General features: G+C 38.0%; 23 protein-coding genes and 1 pseudogene. 10 read left to right on the top strand and 14 right to left on the bottom strand.

What is annotated here, in order from left to right:
* Positions 1 to 289 precede the first annotated feature (289 nt).
* The 9 genes and pseudogenes from BMF77_RS09050 to minE all read left to right on the top strand — a co-directional run bounded on the left by BMF77_RS09050 (position 290) and on the right by minE (position 8548).
* On the top strand, positions 290 to 2257 hold the full coding sequence (locus BMF77_RS09050) for a bifunctional serine/threonine-protein kinase/formylglycine-generating enzyme family protein (protein WP_148762280.1): 1968 nt from the start codon (positions 290 to 292) through the stop codon (positions 2255 to 2257).
* A gap of 394 nt (positions 2258 to 2651) precedes the next feature.
* Positions 2652 to 3113 (top strand): DUF29 domain-containing protein, encoded by a 462-nt coding sequence (locus tag BMF77_RS09045; RefSeq protein ID WP_148762278.1) that lies wholly within the window; start codon positions 2652 to 2654, stop codon positions 3111 to 3113.
* Between the two features lie 74 nt (positions 3114 to 3187).
* Entirely contained in the window at positions 3188 to 3664 is a 477-nt protein-coding gene (locus BMF77_RS09040; RefSeq protein WP_148762276.1) for a DUF29 domain-containing protein, read from the top strand.
* A gap of 104 nt (positions 3665 to 3768) precedes the next feature.
* A pseudogene (locus BMF77_RS09035) lies at positions 3769 to 4041 on the top strand (hypothetical protein); the annotation flags it as partial.
* A 57-nt stretch (positions 4042 to 4098) separates the two neighbouring features.
* Positions 4099 to 4554 carry a DUF29 domain-containing protein gene (locus tag BMF77_RS09030; RefSeq protein ID WP_039202809.1) on the top strand — a complete coding sequence of 152 codons (456 nt, stop codon included), beginning with the start codon at positions 4099 to 4101 and terminating at the stop codon, positions 4552 to 4554.
* On the top strand, positions 4551 to 5879 hold the full coding sequence (locus tag BMF77_RS09025; protein ID WP_148762274.1) for a four-carbon acid sugar kinase family protein: 1329 nt from the start codon (positions 4551 to 4553) through the stop codon (positions 5877 to 5879). Before BMF77_RS09030 ends, BMF77_RS09025 begins: the two co-directional genes overlap by 4 nt.
* A gap of 132 nt (positions 5880 to 6011) precedes the next feature.
* Positions 6012 to 7190: a septum site-determining protein MinC gene (gene minC, locus BMF77_RS09020; RefSeq protein WP_210422321.1), complete on the top strand. Its 1179-nt coding sequence runs from the start codon at positions 6012 to 6014 to the stop codon at positions 7188 to 7190.
* 208 nt (positions 7191 to 7398) lie between these two features.
* Entirely contained in the window at positions 7399 to 8205 is an 807-nt protein-coding gene (minD, locus tag BMF77_RS09015; RefSeq protein ID WP_015079597.1) for a septum site-determining protein MinD, read from the top strand.
* A 37-nt stretch (positions 8206 to 8242) separates the two neighbouring features.
* Positions 8243 to 8548 carry a cell division topological specificity factor MinE gene (minE, locus tag BMF77_RS09010; RefSeq protein WP_148762272.1) on the top strand — a complete coding sequence of 102 codons (306 nt, stop codon included), beginning with the start codon at positions 8243 to 8245 and terminating at the stop codon, positions 8546 to 8548.
* A 60-nt stretch (positions 8549 to 8608) separates the two neighbouring features.
* Here minE and aroF read toward each other — a convergent pair whose 3' ends face one another.
* The 12 genes from aroF to BMF77_RS08945 form a co-directional block, all read right to left on the bottom strand.
* Complete coding sequence (gene aroF, locus BMF77_RS09005; RefSeq protein WP_148762269.1) at positions 8609 to 9649, bottom strand: 3-deoxy-7-phosphoheptulonate synthase; 1041 nt, start codon at positions 9647 to 9649, stop codon at positions 8609 to 8611.
* Between the two features lie 60 nt (positions 9650 to 9709).
* On the bottom strand, positions 9710 to 10069 hold the full coding sequence (locus BMF77_RS09000; RefSeq protein WP_148762267.1) for a type II toxin-antitoxin system RelE/ParE family toxin: 360 nt from the start codon (positions 10067 to 10069) through the stop codon (positions 9710 to 9712).
* Positions 10053 to 10340 (bottom strand): type II toxin-antitoxin system Phd/YefM family antitoxin, encoded by a 288-nt coding sequence (locus BMF77_RS08995; RefSeq protein ID WP_148762264.1) that lies wholly within the window; start codon positions 10338 to 10340, stop codon positions 10053 to 10055. Before BMF77_RS08995 ends, BMF77_RS09000 begins: the two co-directional genes overlap by 17 nt.
* A gap of 265 nt (positions 10341 to 10605) precedes the next feature.
* Positions 10606 to 10887, bottom strand: coding sequence for a type II toxin-antitoxin system RelE/ParE family toxin (locus tag BMF77_RS08990; RefSeq protein WP_148762262.1), 282 nt, complete (start codon positions 10885 to 10887; stop codon positions 10606 to 10608).
* On the bottom strand, positions 10874 to 11143 hold the full coding sequence (locus tag BMF77_RS08985) for a type II toxin-antitoxin system Phd/YefM family antitoxin (protein WP_148762260.1): 270 nt from the start codon (positions 11141 to 11143) through the stop codon (positions 10874 to 10876). Before BMF77_RS08985 ends, BMF77_RS08990 begins: the two co-directional genes overlap by 14 nt.
* A gap of 743 nt (positions 11144 to 11886) precedes the next feature.
* Positions 11887 to 14076 carry a tetratricopeptide repeat protein gene (locus tag BMF77_RS08975; RefSeq protein ID WP_246863099.1) on the bottom strand — a complete coding sequence of 730 codons (2190 nt, stop codon included), beginning with the start codon at positions 14074 to 14076 and terminating at the stop codon, positions 11887 to 11889.
* Positions 14077 to 14223: 147 nt separating this feature from the next.
* On the bottom strand, positions 14224 to 14664 hold the full coding sequence (locus BMF77_RS08970) for a hypothetical protein (protein WP_148762257.1): 441 nt from the start codon (positions 14662 to 14664) through the stop codon (positions 14224 to 14226).
* A 710-nt stretch (positions 14665 to 15374) separates the two neighbouring features.
* Complete coding sequence (locus BMF77_RS08965) at positions 15375 to 15845, bottom strand: PAM68 family protein (protein WP_148762255.1); 471 nt, start codon at positions 15843 to 15845, stop codon at positions 15375 to 15377.
* Positions 15846 to 15857: 12 nt separating this feature from the next.
* Positions 15858 to 16127 (bottom strand): 30S ribosomal protein S15, encoded by a 270-nt coding sequence (gene rpsO, locus BMF77_RS08960; protein ID WP_148762253.1) that lies wholly within the window; start codon positions 16125 to 16127, stop codon positions 15858 to 15860.
* A gap of 153 nt (positions 16128 to 16280) precedes the next feature.
* Positions 16281 to 16691, bottom strand: a complete 411-nt coding sequence (locus BMF77_RS08955) for a YggT family protein (protein ID WP_148762251.1) — start codon at positions 16689 to 16691, stop codon at positions 16281 to 16283.
* An 80-nt stretch (positions 16692 to 16771) separates the two neighbouring features.
* Positions 16772 to 16927, bottom strand: coding sequence for a lmo0937 family membrane protein (locus BMF77_RS08950; protein WP_148762249.1), 156 nt, complete (start codon positions 16925 to 16927; stop codon positions 16772 to 16774).
* A 219-nt stretch (positions 16928 to 17146) separates the two neighbouring features.
* A complete protein-coding gene (locus tag BMF77_RS08945) occupies positions 17147 to 17623 on the bottom strand; it encodes a hypothetical protein (RefSeq protein ID WP_015079608.1) in 477 nt (158 codons plus the stop codon).
* Between the two features lie 127 nt (positions 17624 to 17750).
* On the opposite strand from BMF77_RS08945, the gene BMF77_RS08940 reads away from it, so the two are divergent.
* Complete coding sequence (locus BMF77_RS08940; RefSeq protein WP_148762247.1) at positions 17751 to 19034, top strand: hypothetical protein; 1284 nt, start codon at positions 17751 to 17753, stop codon at positions 19032 to 19034.
* Positions 19035 to 19108: 74 nt separating this feature from the next.
* Here BMF77_RS08940 and BMF77_RS08935 read toward each other — a convergent pair whose 3' ends face one another.
* Both BMF77_RS08935 and BMF77_RS08930 read right to left on the bottom strand, forming a co-directional pair.
* Positions 19109 to 20254 carry a SpoIID/LytB domain-containing protein gene (locus BMF77_RS08935; RefSeq protein ID WP_148762245.1) on the bottom strand — a complete coding sequence of 382 codons (1146 nt, stop codon included), beginning with the start codon at positions 20252 to 20254 and terminating at the stop codon, positions 19109 to 19111.
* A 137-nt stretch (positions 20255 to 20391) separates the two neighbouring features.
* Entirely contained in the window at positions 20392 to 22596 is a 2205-nt protein-coding gene (locus tag BMF77_RS08930; RefSeq protein ID WP_148762243.1) for a polysaccharide biosynthesis tyrosine autokinase, read from the bottom strand.
* Positions 22597 to 23123 lie beyond the last annotated feature (527 nt).

Below are 23123 nucleotides of genomic sequence, written 5' to 3'. Positions count from 1 at the left end.
AATAATATGGCGTTAGGACTTGCGCGCTGTACAAATTCACGATGATGTGCATGAACATTTCAGCATAGTATATTTTAGGTAAAGTTTGTTGATTTTAACCTAACTTGTGATTTATATACTTTCTATCATAGGCGATCGCTCTCAATCCAACTTCCCAAAATATTAACTTAACCCACGCAGGTGGGTTTTGTCTGTGTAGACGCGGTTTCTAACCGCCCTGATGCTATTTTATGTCTATTTTCAGTAAATTAAGGTAGAATATCGGATAAGTGTGCTACTTACCAAGATTATGAGCCTGTGCATCAATCCTAGCTGCTCAAAGCCGCAAAATCCAGATAATCGCCTCTTTTGTGAAACCTGTGGTTCAGGGTTGTTGCTACAAAACCGCTATCGGGTAGTAGTTAGGCTAGGAGGTGGTGGTTTTGGTGATACATTTGAAATCAATGAAGTCAGAACCAATAAAACCAAAGTTCTCAAAGTCTTAACTAATAATAGCCAGAAAGCCATAGAAGCATTTAAACAAGAAGCCGAAGTTTTAAGTCAACTTAATCATCCGAGTATTCCCAAAGTAGAACCAGGCGCTTATTTTGAACATTATTCTCGCAACAGCAAAACCCCAATTCATTGTTTCGTAATGGAAAAGATTGAGGGAGAAAACTTACATGAGTATATGAAAAAAAATAGTTTGCGTCCCATTAATCAAACTACAGCAATAGAATGGTTGAAAGATTTACTGATTATTTTAGAACAAGTCCATAATAAAAACTTTTTTCACCGAGATATCAAACCATCTAACGTCATGTTGAGGGTTGGAGATACTCAACTAGTATTAATTGATTTTGGCACGGTTAGAGAGGTGACAAACACAGTCATGATTCAGCAAGGTGGAGTTACCGGATTTAATTCTCCCGGTTACACACCTTCGGAACAATTGACTGGTAACGCTGTAAAGCAATCTGATTTCTTTGCTTTAGGACGGACATTTGTTTATTTACTCACGGGTAAAGAACCACTTGATCAAGAAATGTATGATTCTTATCATGCGACATTAAATTGGCGTAATTATGCACCGCAAATATCAAAAATGTTGGCAGATTTGCTAGATGAGATGATGCAAACTTTATATAAGGATCGTCCTCAAGATACCCAAGAGATTTTACAAAGGATAGCGAAAATAGAAAAAGCTTTACAACCACCACCTCCAAAACCTCAACTACAACCTCAACCTATTAAATATCAACCAAAACCAATTTCTCAGAAGCAGAAAAATACAACTCGTCGAGATTTTATCCAAACTGTGAGTTTAGTGGTTGGTGGTGCTGTTATCGCAGTTGTAGGACAAAATTTATTTTCTGGAAAGGAAAATCAAACCTCAACACCAAAAATTACAACTTCTCCAAATACTCCAACACCAGAACCAACACCAAAAATTACCACTCCCCCACTTCAAACCTTCAGTTTTGAAGTTGTCACCACAGACGCAACTGGAAGCATCACCAACCGCCGCAACGCAAGTGCAAAATACTTCACGGAAGACTTAGGAAACGGTGTTTTGTTGGAAATGGTGGAAATCCCAGGGGGAACATTTATGATGGGTTCACCCGCAAGTGAAGCAGGAAGACAGAATGATGAAAGTCCCCAACACCAAGTTACTGTTCCTAGTTTCTACATGGGGAAATATGAATTGACACAGGCGCAGTATCAAGCTATTATGGGAAATAATCCTGCTGGATTTAAAGGCAATAACCGCCCAGTTGAAAATGTTCGTTGGGGTGATGCTGTTGCCTTTTGTGAAAAGTTAAGTCAAAGAACAGGAAAAAAATACAGATTACCCAGTGAGGCGGAATGGGAGTATGCTTGTCGTGCTGGAACTACCACACCATTTTATTTTGGTGAAAGTGTTACCCCTGATTTGGTAAATTATGATGGTAATTATACTTATGTTTCTGCACCCAAAGGTCAATATCGCCAACAAACTACAGATGTAGGAACTTTTCCCCCTAACGTTTTTGGTTTGTACGATATGCACGGTAATGTGTGGGAATGGTGCGAAGATGATTCGCAAGAAAATTATATAAACGCGCCTATAAATGGCAGTGCTTTGATTAATCGAAGCAATATAAAGACGCTGCGCGGTGGTTCGTGGTACAACGATCCTGAGGATTGCCGTTCTGCTTATCGCGGCTACTACAATCTCGTCAACAACTACGGCAATATTGGTTTTCGGGTTGTATGTAGTGGTGCGGCGAGGACTTAGTAGCCCTTTACACTCTTGCTCTTTTGCCCTCTTCTCTTCTTTTTCTTCTTCCTTCTTAACCCACCGCCGTGAGGCGGAAAATATTTTTCTCCAAAAAGCTGATTTTGGTATCTGGATTCAGTATAGCACACATTTTTCATTTTGTCAGAATCAGGATGTCCAGGATTTGAGGATGTACAGGATTTGAGGATGAAGCAATTCTCATTTTGACAAGAATAAAATAAGGTTAGAATCACGGATTTAGACGGATTGCACTGATTTCACGGATTTTAGTAACTCTTATCATAGCAAACAACCTCATCCGGATCACGGATTTAGACGGATGGCACTGATTTCACGGATTTTAGTTACTTTTAAGTTAAAATAAAAGAAATAGCAAAGTCCTCATCAGTATATGGTTACATCAACACAACCAACAACCCAAACCTTATACGATCAAGATTATTACCTGTGGATAAGAACAACCATTAACCAACTTCGCGCAGGACAATTTTCTGTTGTTGATTTGGAGAATTTATTAGAAGAATTGGAAACTATGGGTAGAAGTGAAAAACGAGCAATTGAAAGTTTATTAATTAAGCTGCTTGTACATCTGCTCAAACTCCAATATTGGGATACTGAAAGAGAAAGAAATCAAGGACATTGGCAAGGAGAAATTAGAACATTTCGCAGACAAATTAAAAAGGCTATTAAAGATAGTCCTAGTTTAAAACCTTACATTTTAGAAATATTTGATGAATGTTATCAGGATGCTAGAAAAGAAGCATCAGATCGCTCAGAACTTCCTCTTGACATATTCCCCCTTACCCCAATTGCTTCTTTAGAACAAATCCTAGATGAAACCTGGTTTCAGTGAATATAGCTGCAATCATCAGACAATTAATTAAAACCCAGTTAAAATAAAAGAAATAGCAAAGTCCTCACCAGTATATGGTTACATCAACACAACCAACAACCCAAACCTTATACGATCAAGATTATTACCTGTGGATAAGAACAACCATTAACCAACTGCGTACAGGAGAATTTTCCGCGATTGATTTAGAGAATTTATTAGAAGAATTGGAAACTATGGGTAGAAGTGAAAAACGAGCAATTAAAAGTTTATTAATTAAACTGCTGGAACATCTACTCAAGCTAAAATGTTGGGATCAGGAAAGAGAAAGAAATCAAGGACATTGGAAGGGGGAAATTAGGACTTTTCGTATACAAATAAAAGATGAACTTAAAGATAGTCCTAGTTTAAAACCTTATATTTTAGAAATATTTGATCAATGTTATCAAGATGCTAGAAAATTAGTTAGTGACAGATCAGAACTTCCTCTTGACATATTCCCCCTTACCCCCATTGCTTCCTTAGAACAAATCCTAGATGAAAACTGGTTTCCTGAATATAGCCATCCTTAGATCCCCGACTTCTCAAAGAAGTCGGGGATCTTGTAGATCAACTAAAATAGATACTTAACTCACCTGAGTTCGACATAAGATAATTTATGTCGAACTCAGGTTGTAACACTCAAGGTAACATTAGCGACAGAGAACAGGTAATATCTGCACTACAACTAATTCGAGAAGATTTAGTCCGTGCTTTAAAAAGTGAACGGATTTTGCGCGATAATAAAAAACTGCTTGCTAATAACCAAGATTTAGTGGTAAATAATTTAGCTAATCTGCAAACCTTACAAGTTAGTAGTCAAGCTAGTGAATATGCTCAACTTCTTAATCAATCGTTGCAGATTGCCTTAGATGTCCAAGCAGAACTCAGAAAACTCGCAAAGGTGTAATCATAAATTTATTCCCCAAAATTAATGCTTAAACCCTACCAAACTGGAGAACCCTAAATGATATCTAAATTATTGAGTAAAACTCTTTATGAACAAGATTATCCCCAGTGGTTAGAAATTACCTTGCAACAATTAGAGACAAAGGATTTAGAAAATATTGATTGGGAAAATTTAATTGAGGAGATTGCGGCCTTGGGGAATGAACAAAAACACAAATTAGAAAGTTATCTACTGCAACTTCTTAAACATCTGCTATTGTACCAGTATTGGAGTATTCCCGACTGTAAAAATCATTGGGAGGTAGAAATTGATAATTTTCGGGTAGAAATCAGGAAATTAACCAAATCAAAAAACCTCTACAATTATCTATTAACCGTGCTGGATCAAGTTTATAATGATGCAGCCCGACAAGCAAAGAAAAAAAGTGGTTTAAATTGCTTTCCTCCAATTTGTCCTTACACAATTGACCAAATTTTAGATGTCGAATATCTACCACCATGTCCATATTTATGAATAACCAACCTAAAATAATTGTCCTTGATGATGATCCTACAGGTTCACAAACCGTCCATAGTTGTTTACTATTAATGCGCTGGGACGTAGAAACTTTACGTTTAGGACTAAAAGATGATGCTCCGATTTTCTTTATTTTAACAAATACTCGTTCTCTGACTCCAGAAACAGCCGCATCTGTAACTAGGGAAGTTTGTCACAACCTGAAACTTGCCTTAGCAGCGGAAAAAATCGCCGATTTTCTCGTAGTTAGTCGTTCTGACTCTACCTTACGGGGACATTATCCCATCGAAACTGATGTGATTGCTGAAGAACTCGGTCCCTTTGATGCTCATTTTCTTGTACCAGCATTTTTTGAAGGGGGAAGAATTACCCGCGACAGTATTCATTATCTAATTATTGATGATGTTCCCACTCCTGTACATGAAACAGAATTTGCCCGTGATTCTGTTTTTGGGTATAATTACAGCTATCTACCTAAATATGTGGAAGAAAAAACCAAGGGACGGATTAAAGAAGATCATGTTACGAGATTTTTACTCCCAGATATCCGTGCTGGTAGTTTAGAAAACTTATTACAACTTGAAAATAATCAATGTGCTGTAGTAGACGGTGAAAATCAGCAGGATCTTAATTCTTTTGCGGTAGATGTATTAACAGCCGCAAGTCAAGGAAAACGCTTTTTATTCCGTTCTGCTGCTAGTATTTTAACAGCTTTGGCTGCCTTACCACCCCAACCCATTGCTGCTGAAAATATGGCAAAATATGTGCGCGGTGGTAAACCTGGTGCAATCATTGTTGGTTCTCACGTTAAAAAGACAACTCAACAGTTAGAATCATTATTACAAGTTGAGGGAACGGTAGGCATAGAAGTTAATGTGGGTAGATTACTTGAAAATGGGGTAGATGAATCTGCTAAACTGCTAACCGAGATTCTCGAAAATGTCAAAGTAGTACATAATGCTGGTAAAACACCAGTAATTTATACTAGTCGGCAGGAATTGGCTTTTAAAGATGTCAAAACTAGGTTAGATTTTGGCAGTACAGTTTCAGCTTTACTTATGGATATTGTCCAGGGTTTACCATCTGATCTAGGATTCCTAATCAGTAAGGGGGGTATTACTTCTAACGATGTCTTGAGTACGGGACTGGCTTTAACTTCAGCCCGATTACTTGGTCAAATTTTAGCAGGTTGTTCAATGGTAATTACACCATCTGATCATCCCCTGTTTCCTAATTTGCCAGTTGTATTGTTTCCCGGTAATGTCGGCAATGCTGATGCTTTGGGAACGGTTTATCAAAGATTGATAGGAAATAGGGAATAGGCAAGAGGCAAGAGGCAAGAGGCAAGAGTCTTACCAATTACCAATTACCAATTACCAATTACCAATTACCAATTCTCAATTCTCAATCTTTTATGAAAATCTCAAATTTTAGTGTATTTTGGCTAGTGCTGCATGAATTCTGATTCTGCTAAATCTGAGGAAATAAAGGCTGAATTTCCTAATTCAGAATCTATTTCTCATCAGGTTGATCAAGAGGTAAATAATTCTCATTCTGTCGAAAATAATGTAGATGCTGGTAATTCTGCTAAATCTGAGGAAATAAAGGCTGAACTTTCTAAATCAGAATCAGTTTTTCATCAAGTTGATCAAGAGGTAAATAATTCTAACTCTGGCGAGATAAATCCAGATTTTGCTGATCATAAAGTAGAATCTGATCCTGTTATCCCTAATTCAGAGTTAAATTCAGTAATTGCCTTTTTAAAAGGTAATTCTGCTGCTGAAAATCCAGAATCTAATATGCCTAATGGGGGGGAATCTGGTTCGATTTTATCTGATTTACCAAGTGCTGATTTAGAATTACTAGGACAAAAGGTAGATCATAATATTCAAGTTCAGTTAAAAACTGAAGGAGAGCGACTATTATTGATTTTGCCCACGGAATCTCAAGTATCACCATCAGAATTCAGTTGGTGGGAAATTTGGCAACAAATGAAACAGCGTCTCAATGCAGGCGATCGCTTACGGAAACCAAATACATCCCTGCATCTAGTAGCAAAAGATAGATTGTTAGATAATAGACAATTGCAAGATTTGGCAGAAACTTTAAATACATACCAAATTCAACTAAAATCTGTAGCTACCAGTCGGAGACAAACAGCGATCGCTGCTTGTACCCTGGGTTATTCCGTAGAACAAACCCAACTCCACACATCCCTCACTTCCGATATTCAACCGACTCCCAGCGCCCTAGCAGATGCCCTCTATCTGCAAATGACAGTGAGATCAGGTGTAGAAATTCGTCATCCCGGTACGGTAGTTATCTTAGGAGATATCAATCCTAGTGGTATCGTCATTGCCGATGGGGATATTCTCATTTGGGGAAGATTGCGGGGAGTTGCCCATGCTGGTGCCGGTGGGAATCGGGAATCTCTGATCATGGCCTTGCAAATGGAACCAACCCAATTGCGAATTGCTGATGCTGTCGCTAGATCACCAGAAAAAACCCTCACCAGCTTCTTTCCTGAAGTTGCACATATTACATCTGAAGGAATTCGCATTGTTAAAGCCGCTGATTTTTCCCGCAGTCAATTAAGTAGTCGAACGCAATTAGTTACACAAAATCTGATCTAAAATTCTTGCTTAGTTAAGAATCTACAGCAGCTTTCAACATTCAGCAGTAAAATCCTTTGGGTGCAAGGCTTGATGATTAAAATTTGTACCTCATTTATCTGCAATATGCTGTATATGTAATTAATTTCTGTTAGGTTACTAAAGTTAGAATCAATCAATAGCTTTAAATATTTTATTGTTGTTCCCTGAACTCTCATAAAGCATTATCATGACCCGCATTATTGTCATTACCTCCGGTAAAGGGGGAGTGGGTAAAACCACAGTTTCAGCTAATTTAGGAATGGCTTTAGCCAAAATAGGCAAACAAGTAGCCTTAATTGATGCAGATTTTGGACTGAGAAATTTAGATTTACTTCTGGGACTAGAAAATCGGATTGTTTATACAGCGGTGGAAGTTTTGGCTAGGGAGTGTCGTCTAGAACAAGCTTTGGTTAAAGATAAACGACAACCTAATTTGGTACTCCTCCCAGCTACCCAACATCGCAATAAAGAATCCGTCACACCTGACCAAATGAAGTTACTGGTAAATGCCCTAGCACAAAAGTACGAATATGTAATGATTGACTGCCCCGCAGGAATTGAAATGGGGTTTAAAAATGCGACTGCACCAGCCAAAGAAGCCCTGATTGTCACCACTCCCGAAATTTCCGCTGTCCGTGATGCTGACCGGGTAGTAGGATTACTCGAAGCCCAAGGTGTCAAAAAGATTAACTTAATAGTTAATAGAATTAGACCAGCAATGGTAGAGGCAAATGATATGATGTCTGTACAGGACGTTCAGGAACTTCTCGCCATTCCCATAATTGGAGTCATCCCCGACGATGAGCGGGTGATTGTCTCTACCAATCGGGGCGAACCTCTAGTATTATCAGACACTCCCTCTTTAGCTGCCACCGCTTTTGAGAATATTGCTCGGAGATTGGAAGGGGAAACTGTCGAATTTCTGGAGCTTGACTCATCTAGTAAAAGTATCTTCTCTCGGTTGAGAAAGATGTTGTGGTCAAAAATTGTTTAATTTATTTGCCAGTGTTTCTGCCTTACACATACCCGCAATGATTCTTGAAATTTTAGAAAAATTTTTTGCTCGTAGTCCCGATAACAGCCGCGATGATGTTAAACGTCGTCTGCAAGTGGTAATATCCCATGACCGTGCGGACTTAGACCCCCAAACTTTAGAAAAAATGCGTCAGGAAATCCTGGAAATCGTTTGTCGCTATGTCGAAATAGAAACAGATGGTTTGGAGTTTTCCCTAGAAAGCAGCCAACGGACCACGGCTTTAATTGCTAATTTACCAATCCGTAGGGTTAAAGAAAGCCTAGATGAAACAGTTCTAGGAAATAGTGATATCCTACTGTAGGGGCGCAGGGTCTGCGCCCTGAATTGTCTTGGATTGGATATTAAAAAGCGAATGGGGGCGTTAATTTGGCCACCGTCCCATGAGGTGACCAATTATGGATAATTCTGACATTAATTTATCAAACAGGTCTGGGGTTAAAGATTGGGGTCCATCTGATAAGGCTTTAGCTGGGTTGGGATGTACTTCTATCATTAGCGAATCTGTACCCGCAGCGATCGCTGCCTTCGCCATAGCAGGAACAAACTCAGACCAACCCACGCCATGACTAGGATCAATCATGATGGGTAAATGCGTCAACTTTCGCAATACTGGCACAACCGATAAATCTAGAGTATTGCGGGTATATTGACGGTCAAAAGTTCTAATTCCCCGTTCACACAAAATCACATTGGGATTACCCGCCGCTAAAATATACTCAGCCGCCATTAACCAATCTTCAATAGTCGCCGCCATACCCCGTTTTAGCAGGACTGGTTTGGGTTGCGCTCCAACTTTCTTCAACATGGAGAAATTCTGCATATTTCTCGCCCCCACCTGAATCACATCAGCAACTTCGCCAATTTTCTCCAAGTCTTCCGTATCCATTACTTCCGTAATAATCCCCAGTCCGCTGACCTTCCGGGCTGTAGCTAACAATTCCAAAGCACTTTCACCATGACCTTGAAAAGCATAAGGTGAAGTACGAGGTTTATATGCCCCACCGCGTAAAAACTTAGCTCCTGCCGCCTTTACCCGCAGTGCTGTTTCTACAATCATTTCTTCATTTTCCACAGAACAGGGTCCAGCGACAACTACCAAAGGATGATGTTCACCAAACACCACATCACCTTGAGGACTATTCACCACCACTTCAGAAGCTTCTCCATGACGGAATTGACGACTGGCTCGTTTGTAGGGTACTTCCACTCGTAATACTTGCTCAATCCATTGACTCAATTCTTGAATGCGGGGCGGGTCTAAATCCGCAGTTTCCCCAACTAAAGCAATGACTACTTTATGTTGACCAATAATTTTTTCTGGTGTTAGTCCCCAGCTAGATAATTCTGTGGTAATCCGATTTATTTCTTCCTGTGGGGAACCAACTTTCATGACGATAATCATTTACAAGTTCCTTTTTTAAGTAAATGTTTTATTTGCTTTTGCTGATAACCGATTTGTAGCTTAAGTTGATTTTTCTGGCTCGGTATTTTCGATATTTCTATAAGGTTGTCTCAAAAATTCTTCTCGTGTCATCCATTGTTGGGATGTATGCCGGATGTGATAAATTACAACAGCATCACCTTCAATGCCAAAAAGAATCCGATAGCGTTTGGAATAGAGAAGATATCGGATTTCTTGGCCTACTATTTCCTTTTCTGGTGCAACCGGACAACGGTGAGGCATGGAAGAAAGAGTATCAATTGCAGCAAGTAATCCATTAAACCAATTAGCCCCATTTACAGGAGAATCTTGAGACATCCACAAGTAAAATTCCTCCGCATCTTCTAGTGCTATTGGAGTAATTCTAACGGGGTATTTCATGCTTTAACCGTAATTCTTCTAATGCTTCTACCGCATCTTTTGTCTTTCCAGCAGCAGATTCAGCTATGCCTTGGCGAATTTTTGCGGCTGACCTTGCTAATTCTAACTCATCGAGTAATTCTTGATAAGATGCTGCATCCTGCATGATCACGGATGCTTTACCATTAACGGTGAGAATAATTGGTTTGTGACTTGACTGTATTTGTTCAATGAACTGTCTAGCATTGCGTTGAAAGTCTGAAAGGGGGTAAATTTCCCGTGCATCAAGCATTATTACTTCTCCATGAAATTCTCATGACATTTCATGTTAACTTATTAGTGTAAAAATTTCAAGCACAAAAGAATATCCGATAAAAAGTTTTATTCAATAAGCGATAAAAAGTGGTGGTGTTGACTGAGATACCAGAAGCGATGGCTGCGCCCGCCAAAGGCAACGCTAAATTAACCAATCTCATCGGTAATTAATTCTATCCCATTACTTAATTTTTTACGCTTATATCTATGTTGGGATTAGATTTGGTGGAAGAACCAAGAGTTTATCCTAATAACCGTTTTAATCTTTTGTAAACATCATCATCATTGCGCTTACCAACTAAAATTACTTCCACTAAATCTTGATCTGGAAAGTATTTATAAACAATTCGATATTCACCACTATCTACTCGATAAAAACCCTGATAACCAGATAGTTGTTCACTATCAGTTGGTAAAGGTTCAACATTCAAAGCCAAAACCTTTTTTGCTATTTGCGCTGCTATTTTAGGTTGTAACCCATTGAGGAAATCAAGAACAGTTGCTAAACCATCAAGCCGCGCCATTAGCTAAATGCTCCAATGCAGATGTAAAAGCCTCTGTACCTACCATTTTTGATTGACTCAAAGCAGTTTCAGCATTTTGAACTAACTGCATATCTTCTAATTCTTGCAATCTATTAATTAATTTTTGGTAGCTATCTGCGGAAATAATGACATGACTAGGACGTGATTGTTTAGTTAGTAATACTGGTTCAATAGCGGCTTTGTCAAAAACCTCACCATGTTTATTTCGCGCATCTGTAAGAGTATAGGTTTGCATAGAATGGCTACTTTAGACATTTTGACTATATTTTAGCATAAATATTTTAGCAGTACTCATTGGTGTCAACTTAGGTTACAGATACTTCGACAAGCTCAGTACAAGTGGCTTATTTGTTTGGCTTCCACACCCGCCAGGGAATAAATTCCCTGTCTCATAGCTCAAGTCCGTTAAAACGGACTAATAAATTTTCCTAGTATTTAGTCATCTTTTAGATGACTTTCGCTATTAGCAAGGAACTTGAGTTTCTTGCGGGATGAAGATTTTGCGTTAAGTTGACACCAATGAAGCTCTTGCTTTACCCCTACCTTTAAAATCAAATTGATCTTAATCCTGTTCATCTTTTAATCCTGGACATTATCTCGACTTCGCTCGATAACCACCTGATTCTGACAATGTGTCTAAGAGGTTGTTTGAAAACTTTTTCGTGTGGTATCTGACACCCGCAGATCCCCCTAAATCCCCCTTGAAAAGGGGGACTTTAAGGAATTTAGCCCCCTTTTGTAAGGGGGGTTGGGGGGATCTCGATTAATTCTGATACTTTTCAAACATCCTCTAACTAGCAACTTACGTTATTAGTTTAATACAATACAATAAAATTGCAAAGTAAAATTTCAATTCTGTAATATGATGCAGCAAGATTGCAAATTAATCTAATTTAACTGTTAAATAAAAATTTATCTTTGTAATGCAATACAATAAAACTGCATAGTGATACTCTATTAAAGTTGAGTAAGCTGTTGTTAACGTCGAAACAAACGCCAGGAAAAGATAATGATACGTTTGATTAGTAGCTGTAAACGATGCAATAATAAAGTTAACACAACTGATAGGTTATTCACCAAACGTTTATAGAAGGGAAGAGGTATGAGTTGCTGTTGTAAAATTTGCAAATTGTTCCGAACGGTTATTGTAGTAGGGTGATTAGTTCCTAGCACTCGTTCAGACATAGCTAAAGCATCAAGGTAGAGAGGTTCAGCTTCACTGTATTTTCCTTGGTTATCGTAAAGAAGTGCTAAATTGTTCAAGCCAGTAGCAACATTAGGATGGTCGCCTGTAAATAGCCGCTTTGTCATTTCTAAAGCATCAAGGTAGAGAGGTTCTGCTTCACTGTATTTTCCTTGGCTATTGTAAAGACTTGCTAAATTGTTCAAGCTAGTAGCAACATTGGGATGGTCGCCTGTAAATAGCCGCTTTGTCATTTCTAAAGCATCAAGGTAGAGAGGTTCAGCTTCACTGTATCTTCCTTGGCTTTTGTAAAGACTTGCTAAATTGTTCAAGCTAGTAGCAACAGCAGGATAGTCGCCTGTAAATAGCCGCTTTGTCATTTCTAAAGCATCAAGGTAGAGAGGTTCAGCTTCACTGTATCTTCCTTGGTTATCGTAAAGATATGCTAAATTGTTCAAACTAGTAGCAACAGCAGGATGGTCGCCTGTAAATAGCCGCTTTTTCATTTCTAAAGCATCAAGGTAGAGAGGTTCAGCTTCACTGTATCTTCCTTGGTTATCGTAAAGATATGCTAAATTGTTCAAGCTAGTAGCAACAGCAGGATAGTCGCCTGTAAATAGCCGCTTTGTCATTTCTAAAGCATCAAGGTAGAGAGGTTCAGCTTCACTGTATCTTCCTTGGTTATCGTAAAGATATGCTAAATTGTTCAAACTAGTAGCAACATAAGGATGGTCGCCTGTAAATAAAATTTGACAAACTTTTACTAATTGCTGATACCAAAATTCTGCTACTTGATATAATCCTTGTCCTTCATAAAATCTTCCTAACCCTGTAAATACCCAAAAGATTTCATCAGCAACCATAGATACTGGTAAATTATTCGCTGCTGCTGTTTCTTGGTTAATTTCATCTATTAACCGTTTTCCTAAATCTTCCCAATGAACAACAACTAACTGGAAATTTTCAATATCTTGAGAAGTAGGTGATTGAGGAAGTCTTTTAGCAACGAATATCATAAAAGTAATAAAAGTTCTTTCGAGAATTGGCTGCTTTTCTCCAATTTCTGCTAACTGTTCTTGCAAAAACAACCGCACTAAATTATGAATTGTATAAGCTTCTGGTGATTCTTGTCCTGTTTGTAAAAAGTTAACTTGATAAAGTCTTTTTTTAGAAGTAGTTAATTCTTCCTCTGTCCAAATTAGTTGTTTTTCCTCATTCTCTACTTCCAACTCAATTACCCAAACTACCAAATCCCAAAGAATAAACTGAGGAGAAAATAAACTTAAAAATGCTCCCAGATATTGAGTTTGAGTATCCAGTGTTTCCCAAGTTAAATTAAAAGCGGCTTTAATTCCCAATTGAGTTTGATTGATAGTTTCTCTTTTTTGTAAAGCTGTTTCCGCTAACTTACGTTTTTGCAACCGTTCTAACATTTGAGTTAGAGAAAGTCCCAAATCTGTTGTTAAATAACTTCCGACTAAAATTATCCCCAAAGGTAAATTTCCCAAAAACTCACATATTTGTGTAGCGGTTTCTGGTTCATTGACAATTCGCTGATGATTTTTTCCCAATTGATTTTGTAAAAGTTCTAATGCTATTGGTGGTGATAGAACCTCTAAAGCTCGTTCTTGAATAGAATTAGGGTCTAAATGTTGTTGTCGAGTGGTTATCAAAACCCGAAAGCGTGTTTCTGGGGAAACAACATCTTGTAACTGTGTTAAATCAGTTAAATCATCAACGACAATTAAAACAGGTTTTTGTGTTTTTGGATATTGTAACCAACACCAAGCTACCTGTTCTTGGAGAGTTAGCAGCTTTTCTCCCTGAGTTTGGGGAATTTCCAGACCGAATTTTAATGTAAAAAGTTCAAATACTTCTGCTGCGAGAAAACGTTGTCTAGCATTAAACCAAATTATGCCATCATAATGATCTTGATATTCTTTCGCGTATTGAGTAACTAATTCAGTTTTACCCAAACCACCCATTCCGGTTATTGCTACATAATTTCCCCGTCGCAAATCTTCATGGATAGTTGTCAGTTCTGTTTCTCGTCCGACAAAATGAAGAGAACCGCGATAGGGTATATCTTTAATGGGAGTTAACTTTGTCCGTTTCCCGTCGGACGAGTCCAGTCAAAAATTAATCGTGCTTCCGCTTTGGTCAATTGTTTGATTTTGCGCTACGTTCATAGCTTTTTGGAAGTTTTGATTAAAAATTGTCCCTTGGGGTTGTTGAGAATTTGCAAAAGCTGCTTGAATCTCTTTGAGAATTTCTGCTAAATTTGCTGGTGGGTTAGTTTCTGCTAACTGGGTTAATTCCTGGATAACTTGACTAATATTAGGGTCTGCTTTCGCTGCGGTTTCTATGTCCAGTACAGCTTGACCATAATTAAGGGGTTGTTCTGGTGCTTGTTCAATAGCTGCGAAAGTTCCAGGTAGTCGCTGTTTCAACCATTCCGAAAACTGCTGAGTTTTGTGAGATAAGGTGTCTCCAATGTTTTCGCCAATTTTTTCTGTGGCTTTGGTAGCGAGTATGGTAGCAAGAGCAATAGCAACAGTTGTGAATGGTTCCATTTGTAATATTGGTTAAGGTATCATTTTTCTCCTCATGATTTATGATACATCTTTTTTGCCAACGCTTCACTACACCTTATATATTCCTCAACGCAGTCCTGTCTGAATTGTGGTTTAATCTATCTGCTATTTTTTTCTAAGTAAGTAGACGAAAATAAATCAAAGTAGATTAAGTAATGTAAAAAATATGGAGATGATTTCGTAGTAAGGGCTTCAGCCCTCAAATAAGGAATAAATTCCTCACTACAAACTTTGAATTATTCAAGCCGTTCTACTTATAACTAAGAGGGTGTTTGAAAAGTTATGGTTGATGTATCAAATATTTTTTACCCCACCCTAACCCTCCCCTTGTCAAGGGGAGGGAACTGGATTTTTATTGTTTCCCCCCTTTACAAGGGGAAAGGGGGGTAGCAATGTGATGAAAATTACGGAATACCACTTTTCAAACATCCTCTAAATTGGAAAATTAAATATTAATAATATCTTCATATATTTCTGCTATTTCTAGAATCAAGCCATTTCAATGGGTCAAAAATATCTGTGGTTAAATATATAAATACAAATGTAGCGCCAGGTATTTTTTGCTGAATATTGGGTATAAACTAGAAAAATACAGTCTTTTAAACTTGAAGTTAAAGTGATATAAATTCCACTTCAAAACTCATTTTCCAAATTACCCCACATTACAGTTATTACCTGGACGCTGCTTGTTAGACGTTCTTTTTCTGGGTATCACGCCAAACTTCGGTCATCCTTCCCCAGTTGGTGCTAAATTCATCAAAACCTAGAAAAGTTCCCGGTGTTTCTTCATCCCAAGAAGCAGAAAGAACACCATAGGTAATTCCCACCACACCTAACCCAAACAATCCCATATTCACCAATAAAACGGCGATAGGCGGAAGTTGGATATCAGCCAAGGTAACTAATAGATAGCTAACTATCAAACTAGTAATCCCTAAGGCTGTGGGAATACCGCAAAAACCAGCCACTCTGCGAATCATTCGCTGGCTGACTACTTCAGGAATCGCCATTTCTTGTTTAGAATAACGACGTTGCTGTTGCGGTTTTTCCTGGGGTGCTTGATTTTTAATGACGGACTTAGTTACAGTCTTAGCGGGTTTGGGACGCTTTTTGTTTGGCTCAAAAGGCAATGGACTACGTTCCGATTCTTCAGCAGCCATAAGAATTAGTTCCTAACCGCGAATACCGAGACGAGTAATTAAAGCTTTATATCTTTCTTGACTACCTGCTTGGATATAAGACAGAAGACTCTTTCTTTGACCAATCATCTTCAACAGTCCTCTGCGGGAGGAATGGTCTTTTTTGTTAGCTTGCAAATGTTGACTGAGCTTGTTAATGCGGTCAGTTAGCATGGCAATTTGAACATCAGCCGAACCGGTGTCGGTTTCATGAACTTGGAAGCCAGAAATTATTTCTTGTTTGCGCTGTTGAGTCAGAGCCATGGTCGCTTAAATTGTGATTGTTTTTAAATTTGTGTAGCAGTTTCCTATAATATCACACCCATCCATTGCTGTGGCAAATTTCTCTAGAACTCTTGACACTCTCAGGGCTTAACAATAGTTTTAAATTAAATCCTCTCATTTTCCAACTTTTCTCTACCGACCAGAGAGAAATTTGACTAGCCATACACTGAGCCAGCCTAAGAGAGCATACACGATAATTGCAATTAGGACATTGACATCAAAAACATTCGCTCCACCACCAGCAACAGGACTAATTAACAAGGTGGAAAATGGCGCAATGAAGGGAGCAGAAAGATTGTAAATAAACTGGGCAAAGGTATTTTGCGTATTTGCCCCGGAAAAACGCAGAAAGAAGCGTAACATCAGCAGGATTTCCAGCATTCCCACTAGCAGGTAAATGCTATTGATAATCCAGGCAAATATAGATCTCCGTTTGCCAGATTCAAGTCGTCCCTCTTCCTGTTGCAGTCGGAAACTTTCTTCTTCACTGCGAAGTTCTTGCCTTCGCTCAGAATTGCTTCGTTCATGAGGATTTCTATTCATAAGTTTGGGATTTTTATTAATATGGCTATAACTTCAGTGCTTGTATTCAAACCTCAGATACAGCCTTGCATCCTCAAAAATTAGACTATGCGGCGACCAATTAGTAAATTGTAAACTATTCCAATTAGAGCTAAAACTAAAAGCAGATGAATTAAGCTACCCCCGACATGAACCGAGAATCCTAACAGCCAGAGGACAAAGAGGACAACAGCAGCCGTCCAAATTAGATTAATCATATTTGCCTTTTATATAGTGTGTTACTACAGAAGTCTTTGGTTATGCAAATATCTTATCTGAACATGATTCAATCTCAATCCTCAAGAAGAGATAGTCCAACAGAAAGAGAACAAATTTAATAGACATCGACCGAATTTAAATATGCGTATCCTAAAACCCTTGTAGAGACGTTCCATGGAACGTCTCTACATTATTTTCTGGAGATATCCAATCTAATATTACTCCGGTGATTTGAGAGCTTGATCTAAAACTTGTCTAGCTTGTTCTGCTTTTCCCCTCGCTTCCTGGTAACGCAGATTAGCTTGAGCAAAATTTTTGAGAACTTTAAAACCTTCTTTAAGATGGGTTATTTCTTCCTCGGTGACAGATTTATCGGAAAACAGCACATCAATGGCTTGGCGAATTTCTAAGGCTTCAGTGCGTGATTCTTGGACTTTTAACTTCAAGGAAGCTAAATTACTGAGAATTTGCACTGCTTGGGTAATTTCGTCTTCACGGCTAGAAGTATCTGTAGTTGGTTCTTTCACCTCAATTAATTGTTGCGGACCAAATCCCTCTTCTAGTTCCGTTGGTAATTCACCAGCCTCCATGAGTTCCATTAGTTGATCCATGGCTTTATCACGGGCTTTAGCGGAATCTTTACCGGGAACAATCAGGATAAGTTCCGGGCTTTGAGCGAGACTGTACTGAACCATAGGTGTATATATAAATCCTAGCTAATTTGTGAAAAGTATGATTGCAATTAAGAATTGCAAAGAAAAGAAATTTTAGTTCAATTATACTGAATAAAGGTAAACCAAAATATAACAAAATGGCAAATTTATGACTCCCAATCCCGCCATTATGCTTTCTGTGGAACAACTGGGCTACCGAGTCACAGTTGGTGATGTAGCCACCCAGATAGGATTAAATATAGCTGAAGTCAACCAAAGTTTATTAGCCCTTGCTGCTGACGCTGGGGGACATTTACAGGTTGCAGAATCAGGTGATGTTGTTTACCAATTTCCCAAAAATTTTCGGGATATTATCCGCAATAAATACTTGCAAATCCGGTTGCAAGAATGGTGGAGAAAAGTTTGGTCTGTGCTATTTTATCTAATTCGGATTTCCTTTGGTGTCCTTTTAGTTGCTTCTATTTTGCTGATTACTCTGACTATTATCATTATCATGACTGCTAGTTCAGATCGGGATAATGACAATCGCAGTAATAATTCTAGAGGTTTTAATTTCTTTTTCTTTCCAGATTTATTCTGGTATTTTAGCCCAAATCATCGTGATAGCTACCAAGAACGACGGAGGGAACGGGGTGAAAATAATGAAATGAATTTTTTTGAAGCTGTGTTTTCATTTCTCTTTGGTGATGGTGATCCTAACGCCAATTTGGAAGAACGTCGCTGGGAAGAAATTGGGGCTGTGATTAGTAATAATCAAGGTGCTGTAGTTGCAGAACAAATTGCTCCTTATTTAGATGATATTGGCGCAAAATATCAACAAGAATATGAGGATTATATGCTGCCTGTGTTGGTAAGATTTAATGGAATGCCCCAGGTAAGTTCTGACGGGCAAATAGTTTATTATTTCCCAGAATTACAGGTAAGAGCAAGTAAAAAACAGCGGCGTTCAATATCTGAATATTTGCATGAATTTTCCTGGAAGTTTAGTTCTGCCAGTTCTGGACAACTTATGCTCAGTGCTGGTTTGGGAGGAGTGAATTTTGTTGGGGCTTTAATCCTGGGTAATTTATTGAAAAATGGCACAATTGCGACTCAAATTGGGGGATTAGTCGCTTTTGTGCAAGGGATTTATGGACTTCTATTAGCTTATGGTATTGGTTTTTTAGCTATTCCTTTAATCCGGTATTTTTGGATTAAACGACGCAATGATCAGGTTTCTACTCGCAATCTTCAACGTCAAGAACGAGCTAGATTATTAGCAGGTGCAGATGATTCTTTGCAGAAAAAGATCGCTTTTGCTCGTGAATTTGCCACAGAAAAAGTTATTGGTAAAGAAGATTCTGTTTATTCTACAGAAACAGATTTGTTAGAACAGGAATTTCAGAATAAGCAAATAGGGAACAGGGAACAGGGAACAGGGAATAGGGAATAGGGAATAGAAGAGAAATTTGCTTGTTTCTTCTTTCTTCTTTCTTTATTCCTCCTGACTCCTGACTCCTTCTTCTGCTACTTTGCTTGAATGGGTGTCAGGGCTACACCTTTGTAGTAATATCCTAAAATTTGCAGGTGGTTTGCACCACGTTTTGCTAATTCGTAAGCTCCCCATTGGCTCATTCCTAAACCGTGACCAAAGCCTAATCCTTGCAGAACAAAACCGCCATTTGCATCTTTACTAACAATAAACCGGGTACTTTTAATTTTGAGTGCGGTTCTAACTTCTTCACCTTGGAGAACTTTAGTTCCTTTATCACCAATGATTTTTAAGGATTTGACACTTTTGAAAGGTGAGAGAGTTTCGATAATCATGTCTTTGACATTACCAACACCGGAAATTCTGGCGCTAATTTCTCCTGGAGTGAAGGTTTTTACCCAGTTACATTCTTTGATCTTTTGGTCAAAGTCGGGAACAGCCCGCAGGTAAGGTTCTTTGCTAACCCAAACATCTTCAACGTTTTCAGTGTGTCCACCAGAACAAGCGTGAAAGACGGAAAGAATGATTTGGTTATTGTAGGTTAAGACTTTGCCTGCGGTGGTATCTGCTGCGGTGTAAGTTTTAGGAGATTCACTACTTACACCTTTATAAATTTGCCAACGGTCTGGACTATCCCCTAAATCGTAAACGGGATTTTTCCGCTGTCTTTCCCGTTCATAAAGGGCATAGGTACGGGCAGCAATGGCTTGGGCCTTGAGGGCTTCTTGTGGCCAGCTAGTATCCATTTCTCCACCAATGACGCTGTAGAGATATTCTTCTAAATCTACCCAGTTAACGGCAGTTAAACCGTTGGCTGTGGGTACTACTAGGGTTCTACCACGAAACCAGCGATCGCCAATATAAACATATCCCTTCTTGGTGGGTTCTATCCAAAATAACCCGGATTGCCATCTATCTAAAGCTACACCTCCAGGAACTGCTTGAGCCGCAAAGGCACTCATTCCTGGTAATTCTCCCAGAGTCTTACCACTACTATCTTTGACAATAGCGGTTGTGGAAGCACCGACTTTTACCTGTTTGACTTCTCTTTCAATTGCCACACGCAGAATTACAGATGCTTGTGCAGGAGCAAGTAATACAAACCACATCAGGATACCTATCCACCAATGTCTACCTTTAATCTCAGAAAACAAATTGCCTAATAACAGTGGGAATTTCATACTATTGTTTGATCACAAGCGTCTACTATTCTAGTTCAGCAATTCTCTAAACAGACAGATTGAGAACTGGAAACTCGGTAATTTTCTTTCTTCTTTCTTCTTCTAAACTCCTGACTCCTGACTCCTGACTCCTTTTTTCATGGTGTCAATATTTGGGGAGCATCATAAACTTCATTCCCAATAATACCAATTAGATTTAACTTGCTTAAAATTTCTGTAGCTTCCATCAGTTTATTGGGAGTAACTTTACCAATGCGTCCTACCATAATAATCCCATTACATAAAGAAGCGACAATTCTGCCATCAACTGCATCTAAAACAGAGGGCGCATCTATCAGCACTAAATCATAATTTTGGGCAAATAAATCCATTAATTCTTGCATTCGCTCAGAACTCAACAAATTTGCCACATCTTCTGGTATGGGTCCAGCAGTCAAAACATCAATAGCTGGGTGAATGGGTTGAATATAATTATGAAATGATGTATTAATATCATCAACAAGTAATAAAGATAAACCCCAATCATTGGTCAGCCCTAGAGTTTTATGTAAACTGGGAGAACGCAGGTTAGCATCAACTACTAATACTCTTTGGTGCATTCGAGCCGCACTAGACCCCAACCCTAAAGCCAAAGTTGTTTTTCCTTCTCCTGGTAGTGCAGAAGTTAACATCAATGATTTTAAAGGTAGAGAATTATTTAACATCTGAATATTCTGGTAAATAATATCTAAGTTCTGATGATTAGGTAAATTCTTAATAATTTCCTGATGAGAAATATCCAGATTTTTAGATTTATCTCTAACTATAGATTGGAGTTGGCTTGTCCAACTATCTTTACGTTTTCCTAATCTTGGTACTGACCCCAATAACTGAATATTTGTGAGATTTTGTAAGTCCTGAGTATAGAAAATTGCATTATTAAATTTTTCCCAAATTAAAGCTGCTGCTAAACCCAATATTGGCCCAATTAATATGCCGCCAACAATTAGCAACCAGCGCAAATTTCCTATATGTATTCCCAAAGCGGGTTCTTCTAAAATTTGCCAATTAAAACCTTCTTGAGCAATTTTTACACCTAATGAATTTTGCACTTGCGTCAATTGTTGCAGTGTTTTGCGATAAATTTCTACATTTGCAACTAACCTCTTATATTCTGTAATCAAATTTGGGTATTTACTCAGCAAGGAACGAACTTCTTGTTCGGATTTTGCCAAATCACGATCATGAGCAATTAGTCCTAATGCGTTCACTTTTAATTGAGTTAAATCATTTTCTAACTTAGGTATTATTTGTCCTGATAATTTTGATTTACTATTGATATCAACGGCTTTATTTTGTCCTTGTTGTTGTAATATTGTGACGATAATTTGTTTTTTTTGTTTCAGTTGTTCAATAATTGGATATTTTTCTGTGTAAAGTATCCGAGCTTGAGTTAATTCCTTTTCTGTTTGCTTAAGTTCACGAATTAAGGCTTGATATTGGCGAGATTCAAGGGAATCATCAATATTTATTTGCTTTTGATGAGAAGAAGCAATTGCTTGTTCTAGACTGTTATGTCGAGTCTGTACATCTTGCAGTTGAGCGCGAGTTTTTTGTCGCTGCTTTTGAATATCTGCTAAAGACTGTAGTAAAATTTTACTTTGTAAAATTGGATCAATTAAATTATTCTGTTGACGAAATTTTTCTAATTTTTTCTCGGCTTTTAATACATCTTTTTGCAGTTGCGGTAGATGGTTATTAGCAAATACTAACCCTTGATTAATCCGCTGATTTTTTTGATCGGTATTATAGTCCTGATATACTTTCTCTAAAGCTTGTAATACTCTTTTACTTTTCAGAGGATCTTTGTCTGTAAAAGAGATTGAAAATACTTGGTTTAAATTTTGATTAACTTCTGTATCTACTGGTAACTGAGTTAGTGATAAAGATGAAGTTTTATCAATTTTGCTGTTACTATAAATATCTTCTATGGTCATCTGTGGATAATCAGTATGAAGTAAATTTACAGCTTTTTGCACTAATTTAGCACTCAGCATTAATTTCACTTGACTACTGTAGTCAATAGATGATAACTGTGGTTTTTGTAAGTCTTTTGTCGTTTTTTCTGGCTTACTAGCTGGTAAAGATTTATCTGAATTATAACTTACCAATATTTGCATATAGCTTTGATAAGTTGGTTTAGTAGTAATGGCAAAGAGGCTTGTTACTGACATAACCGCACAAGAAATCCCTAGAATAAACCAACGGTGGTGAAGTGCAATCGCAGTTATTTTTTTGATATCAACTACACTATGTGTATAGCTATTAAGCAATTTTTTTAACGTTATCGCATTTGTAGCCACAATTATATTCCTCTCAAATTCAATAATATATCTGGAAGAAGATGATAATTAGAAAACTTTTAGAGATATTTGATACTCAATGTTTTCTGTTTAATAATCAATACTTATTCTTCCTCTGATTACAGATATACTTAACAGAAAATATTCAGCAAGTAGTTCTTGGCTAATACCTTCAACTAGATATATGTCTAATCAGTGTGAGGAACATAAATTTTCTGCAAATATTTATCTTGGGAGGAGGTACCAGCAATACCTTTAGAGGATGTTTGAAAAGTGGTATTCCGTAATTTTCATCACATTGCTACCCCCCTTTCCCCTTGTAAAGGGGGGAAACAATAAAAATCCAGTTCCCTCCCCTTTACAAGGGGAGGGTTAGGGTGGGGTAAAAAATATTTGATACATCAACCATAACTTTTCAAACACCCTCTTAGCAAATTTAAAAAAGCTTTAATTCTTAGGTTGGGTTGTTCGCGTCAAAGTTGCGTAGTGATGGCACTTATCCCTTGCGAGAGCCTAATATATGACTT

It is taken from the genome of Dolichospermum sp. UHCC 0315A, assembly GCF_008121535.1.
GTDB lineage: Bacteria > Cyanobacteriota > Cyanobacteriia > Cyanobacteriales > Nostocaceae > Dolichospermum > Dolichospermum lemmermannii.
The sequence above is the reverse complement of the archived record's forward strand: the minus strand, read 5'-3'. Positions and strand labels throughout refer to the sequence as shown.

Excerpts from the sequence above, each read along its gene's own strand:
- BMF77_RS09050 (WP_148762280.1), top strand. The coding sequence starts at position 290 with ATGAGCCTGTGCATCAATCCTAGCTGCTCAAAGCCGCAAAATCCAGAT.
- BMF77_RS09045 (WP_148762278.1), top strand. The coding sequence starts at position 2,652 with ATGGTTACATCAACACAACCAACAACCCAAACCTTATACGATCAAGAT.
- BMF77_RS09040 (WP_148762276.1), top strand. The coding sequence starts at position 3,188 with ATGGTTACATCAACACAACCAACAACCCAAACCTTATACGATCAAGAT.
- BMF77_RS09030 (WP_039202809.1), top strand. The coding sequence starts at position 4,099 with ATGATATCTAAATTATTGAGTAAAACTCTTTATGAACAAGATTATCCC.
- BMF77_RS09025 (WP_148762274.1), top strand. The coding sequence starts at position 4,551 with ATGAATAACCAACCTAAAATAATTGTCCTTGATGATGATCCTACAGGT.
- minC (WP_210422321.1), top strand. The coding sequence starts at position 6,012 with ATGAATTCTGATTCTGCTAAATCTGAGGAAATAAAGGCTGAATTTCCT.
- minD (WP_015079597.1), top strand. The coding sequence starts at position 7,399 with ATGACCCGCATTATTGTCATTACCTCCGGTAAAGGGGGAGTGGGTAAA.
- minE (WP_148762272.1), top strand. The coding sequence starts at position 8,243 with ATGATTCTTGAAATTTTAGAAAAATTTTTTGCTCGTAGTCCCGATAAC.
- aroF (WP_148762269.1), bottom strand. The coding sequence starts at position 9,649 with ATGATTATCGTCATGAAAGTTGGTTCCCCACAGGAAGAAATAAATCGG.
- BMF77_RS09000 (WP_148762267.1), bottom strand. The coding sequence starts at position 10,069 with ATGAAATACCCCGTTAGAATTACTCCAATAGCACTAGAAGATGCGGAG.
- BMF77_RS08995 (WP_148762264.1), bottom strand. The coding sequence starts at position 10,340 with ATGCTTGATGCACGGGAAATTTACCCCCTTTCAGACTTTCAACGCAAT.
- BMF77_RS08990 (WP_148762262.1), bottom strand. The coding sequence starts at position 10,887 with ATGGCGCGGCTTGATGGTTTAGCAACTGTTCTTGATTTCCTCAATGGG.
- BMF77_RS08985 (WP_148762260.1), bottom strand. The coding sequence starts at position 11,143 with ATGCAAACCTATACTCTTACAGATGCGCGAAATAAACATGGTGAGGTT.
- BMF77_RS08975 (WP_246863099.1), bottom strand. The coding sequence starts at position 14,076 with ATGGGTGGTTTGGGTAAAACTGAATTAGTTACTCAATACGCGAAAGAA.
- BMF77_RS08970 (WP_148762257.1), bottom strand. The coding sequence starts at position 14,664 with ATGGAACCATTCACAACTGTTGCTATTGCTCTTGCTACCATACTCGCT.
- BMF77_RS08965 (WP_148762255.1), bottom strand. The coding sequence starts at position 15,845 with ATGGCTGCTGAAGAATCGGAACGTAGTCCATTGCCTTTTGAGCCAAAC.
- rpsO (WP_148762253.1), bottom strand. The coding sequence starts at position 16,127 with ATGGCTCTGACTCAACAGCGCAAACAAGAAATAATTTCTGGCTTCCAA.
- BMF77_RS08955 (WP_148762251.1), bottom strand. The coding sequence starts at position 16,691 with ATGAATAGAAATCCTCATGAACGAAGCAATTCTGAGCGAAGGCAAGAA.
- BMF77_RS08950 (WP_148762249.1), bottom strand. The coding sequence starts at position 16,927 with ATGATTAATCTAATTTGGACGGCTGCTGTTGTCCTCTTTGTCCTCTGG.
- BMF77_RS08945 (WP_015079608.1), bottom strand. The coding sequence starts at position 17,623 with ATGGTTCAGTACAGTCTCGCTCAAAGCCCGGAACTTATCCTGATTGTT.
- BMF77_RS08940 (WP_148762247.1), top strand. The coding sequence starts at position 17,751 with ATGACTCCCAATCCCGCCATTATGCTTTCTGTGGAACAACTGGGCTAC.
- BMF77_RS08935 (WP_148762245.1), bottom strand. The coding sequence starts at position 20,254 with ATGAAATTCCCACTGTTATTAGGCAATTTGTTTTCTGAGATTAAAGGT.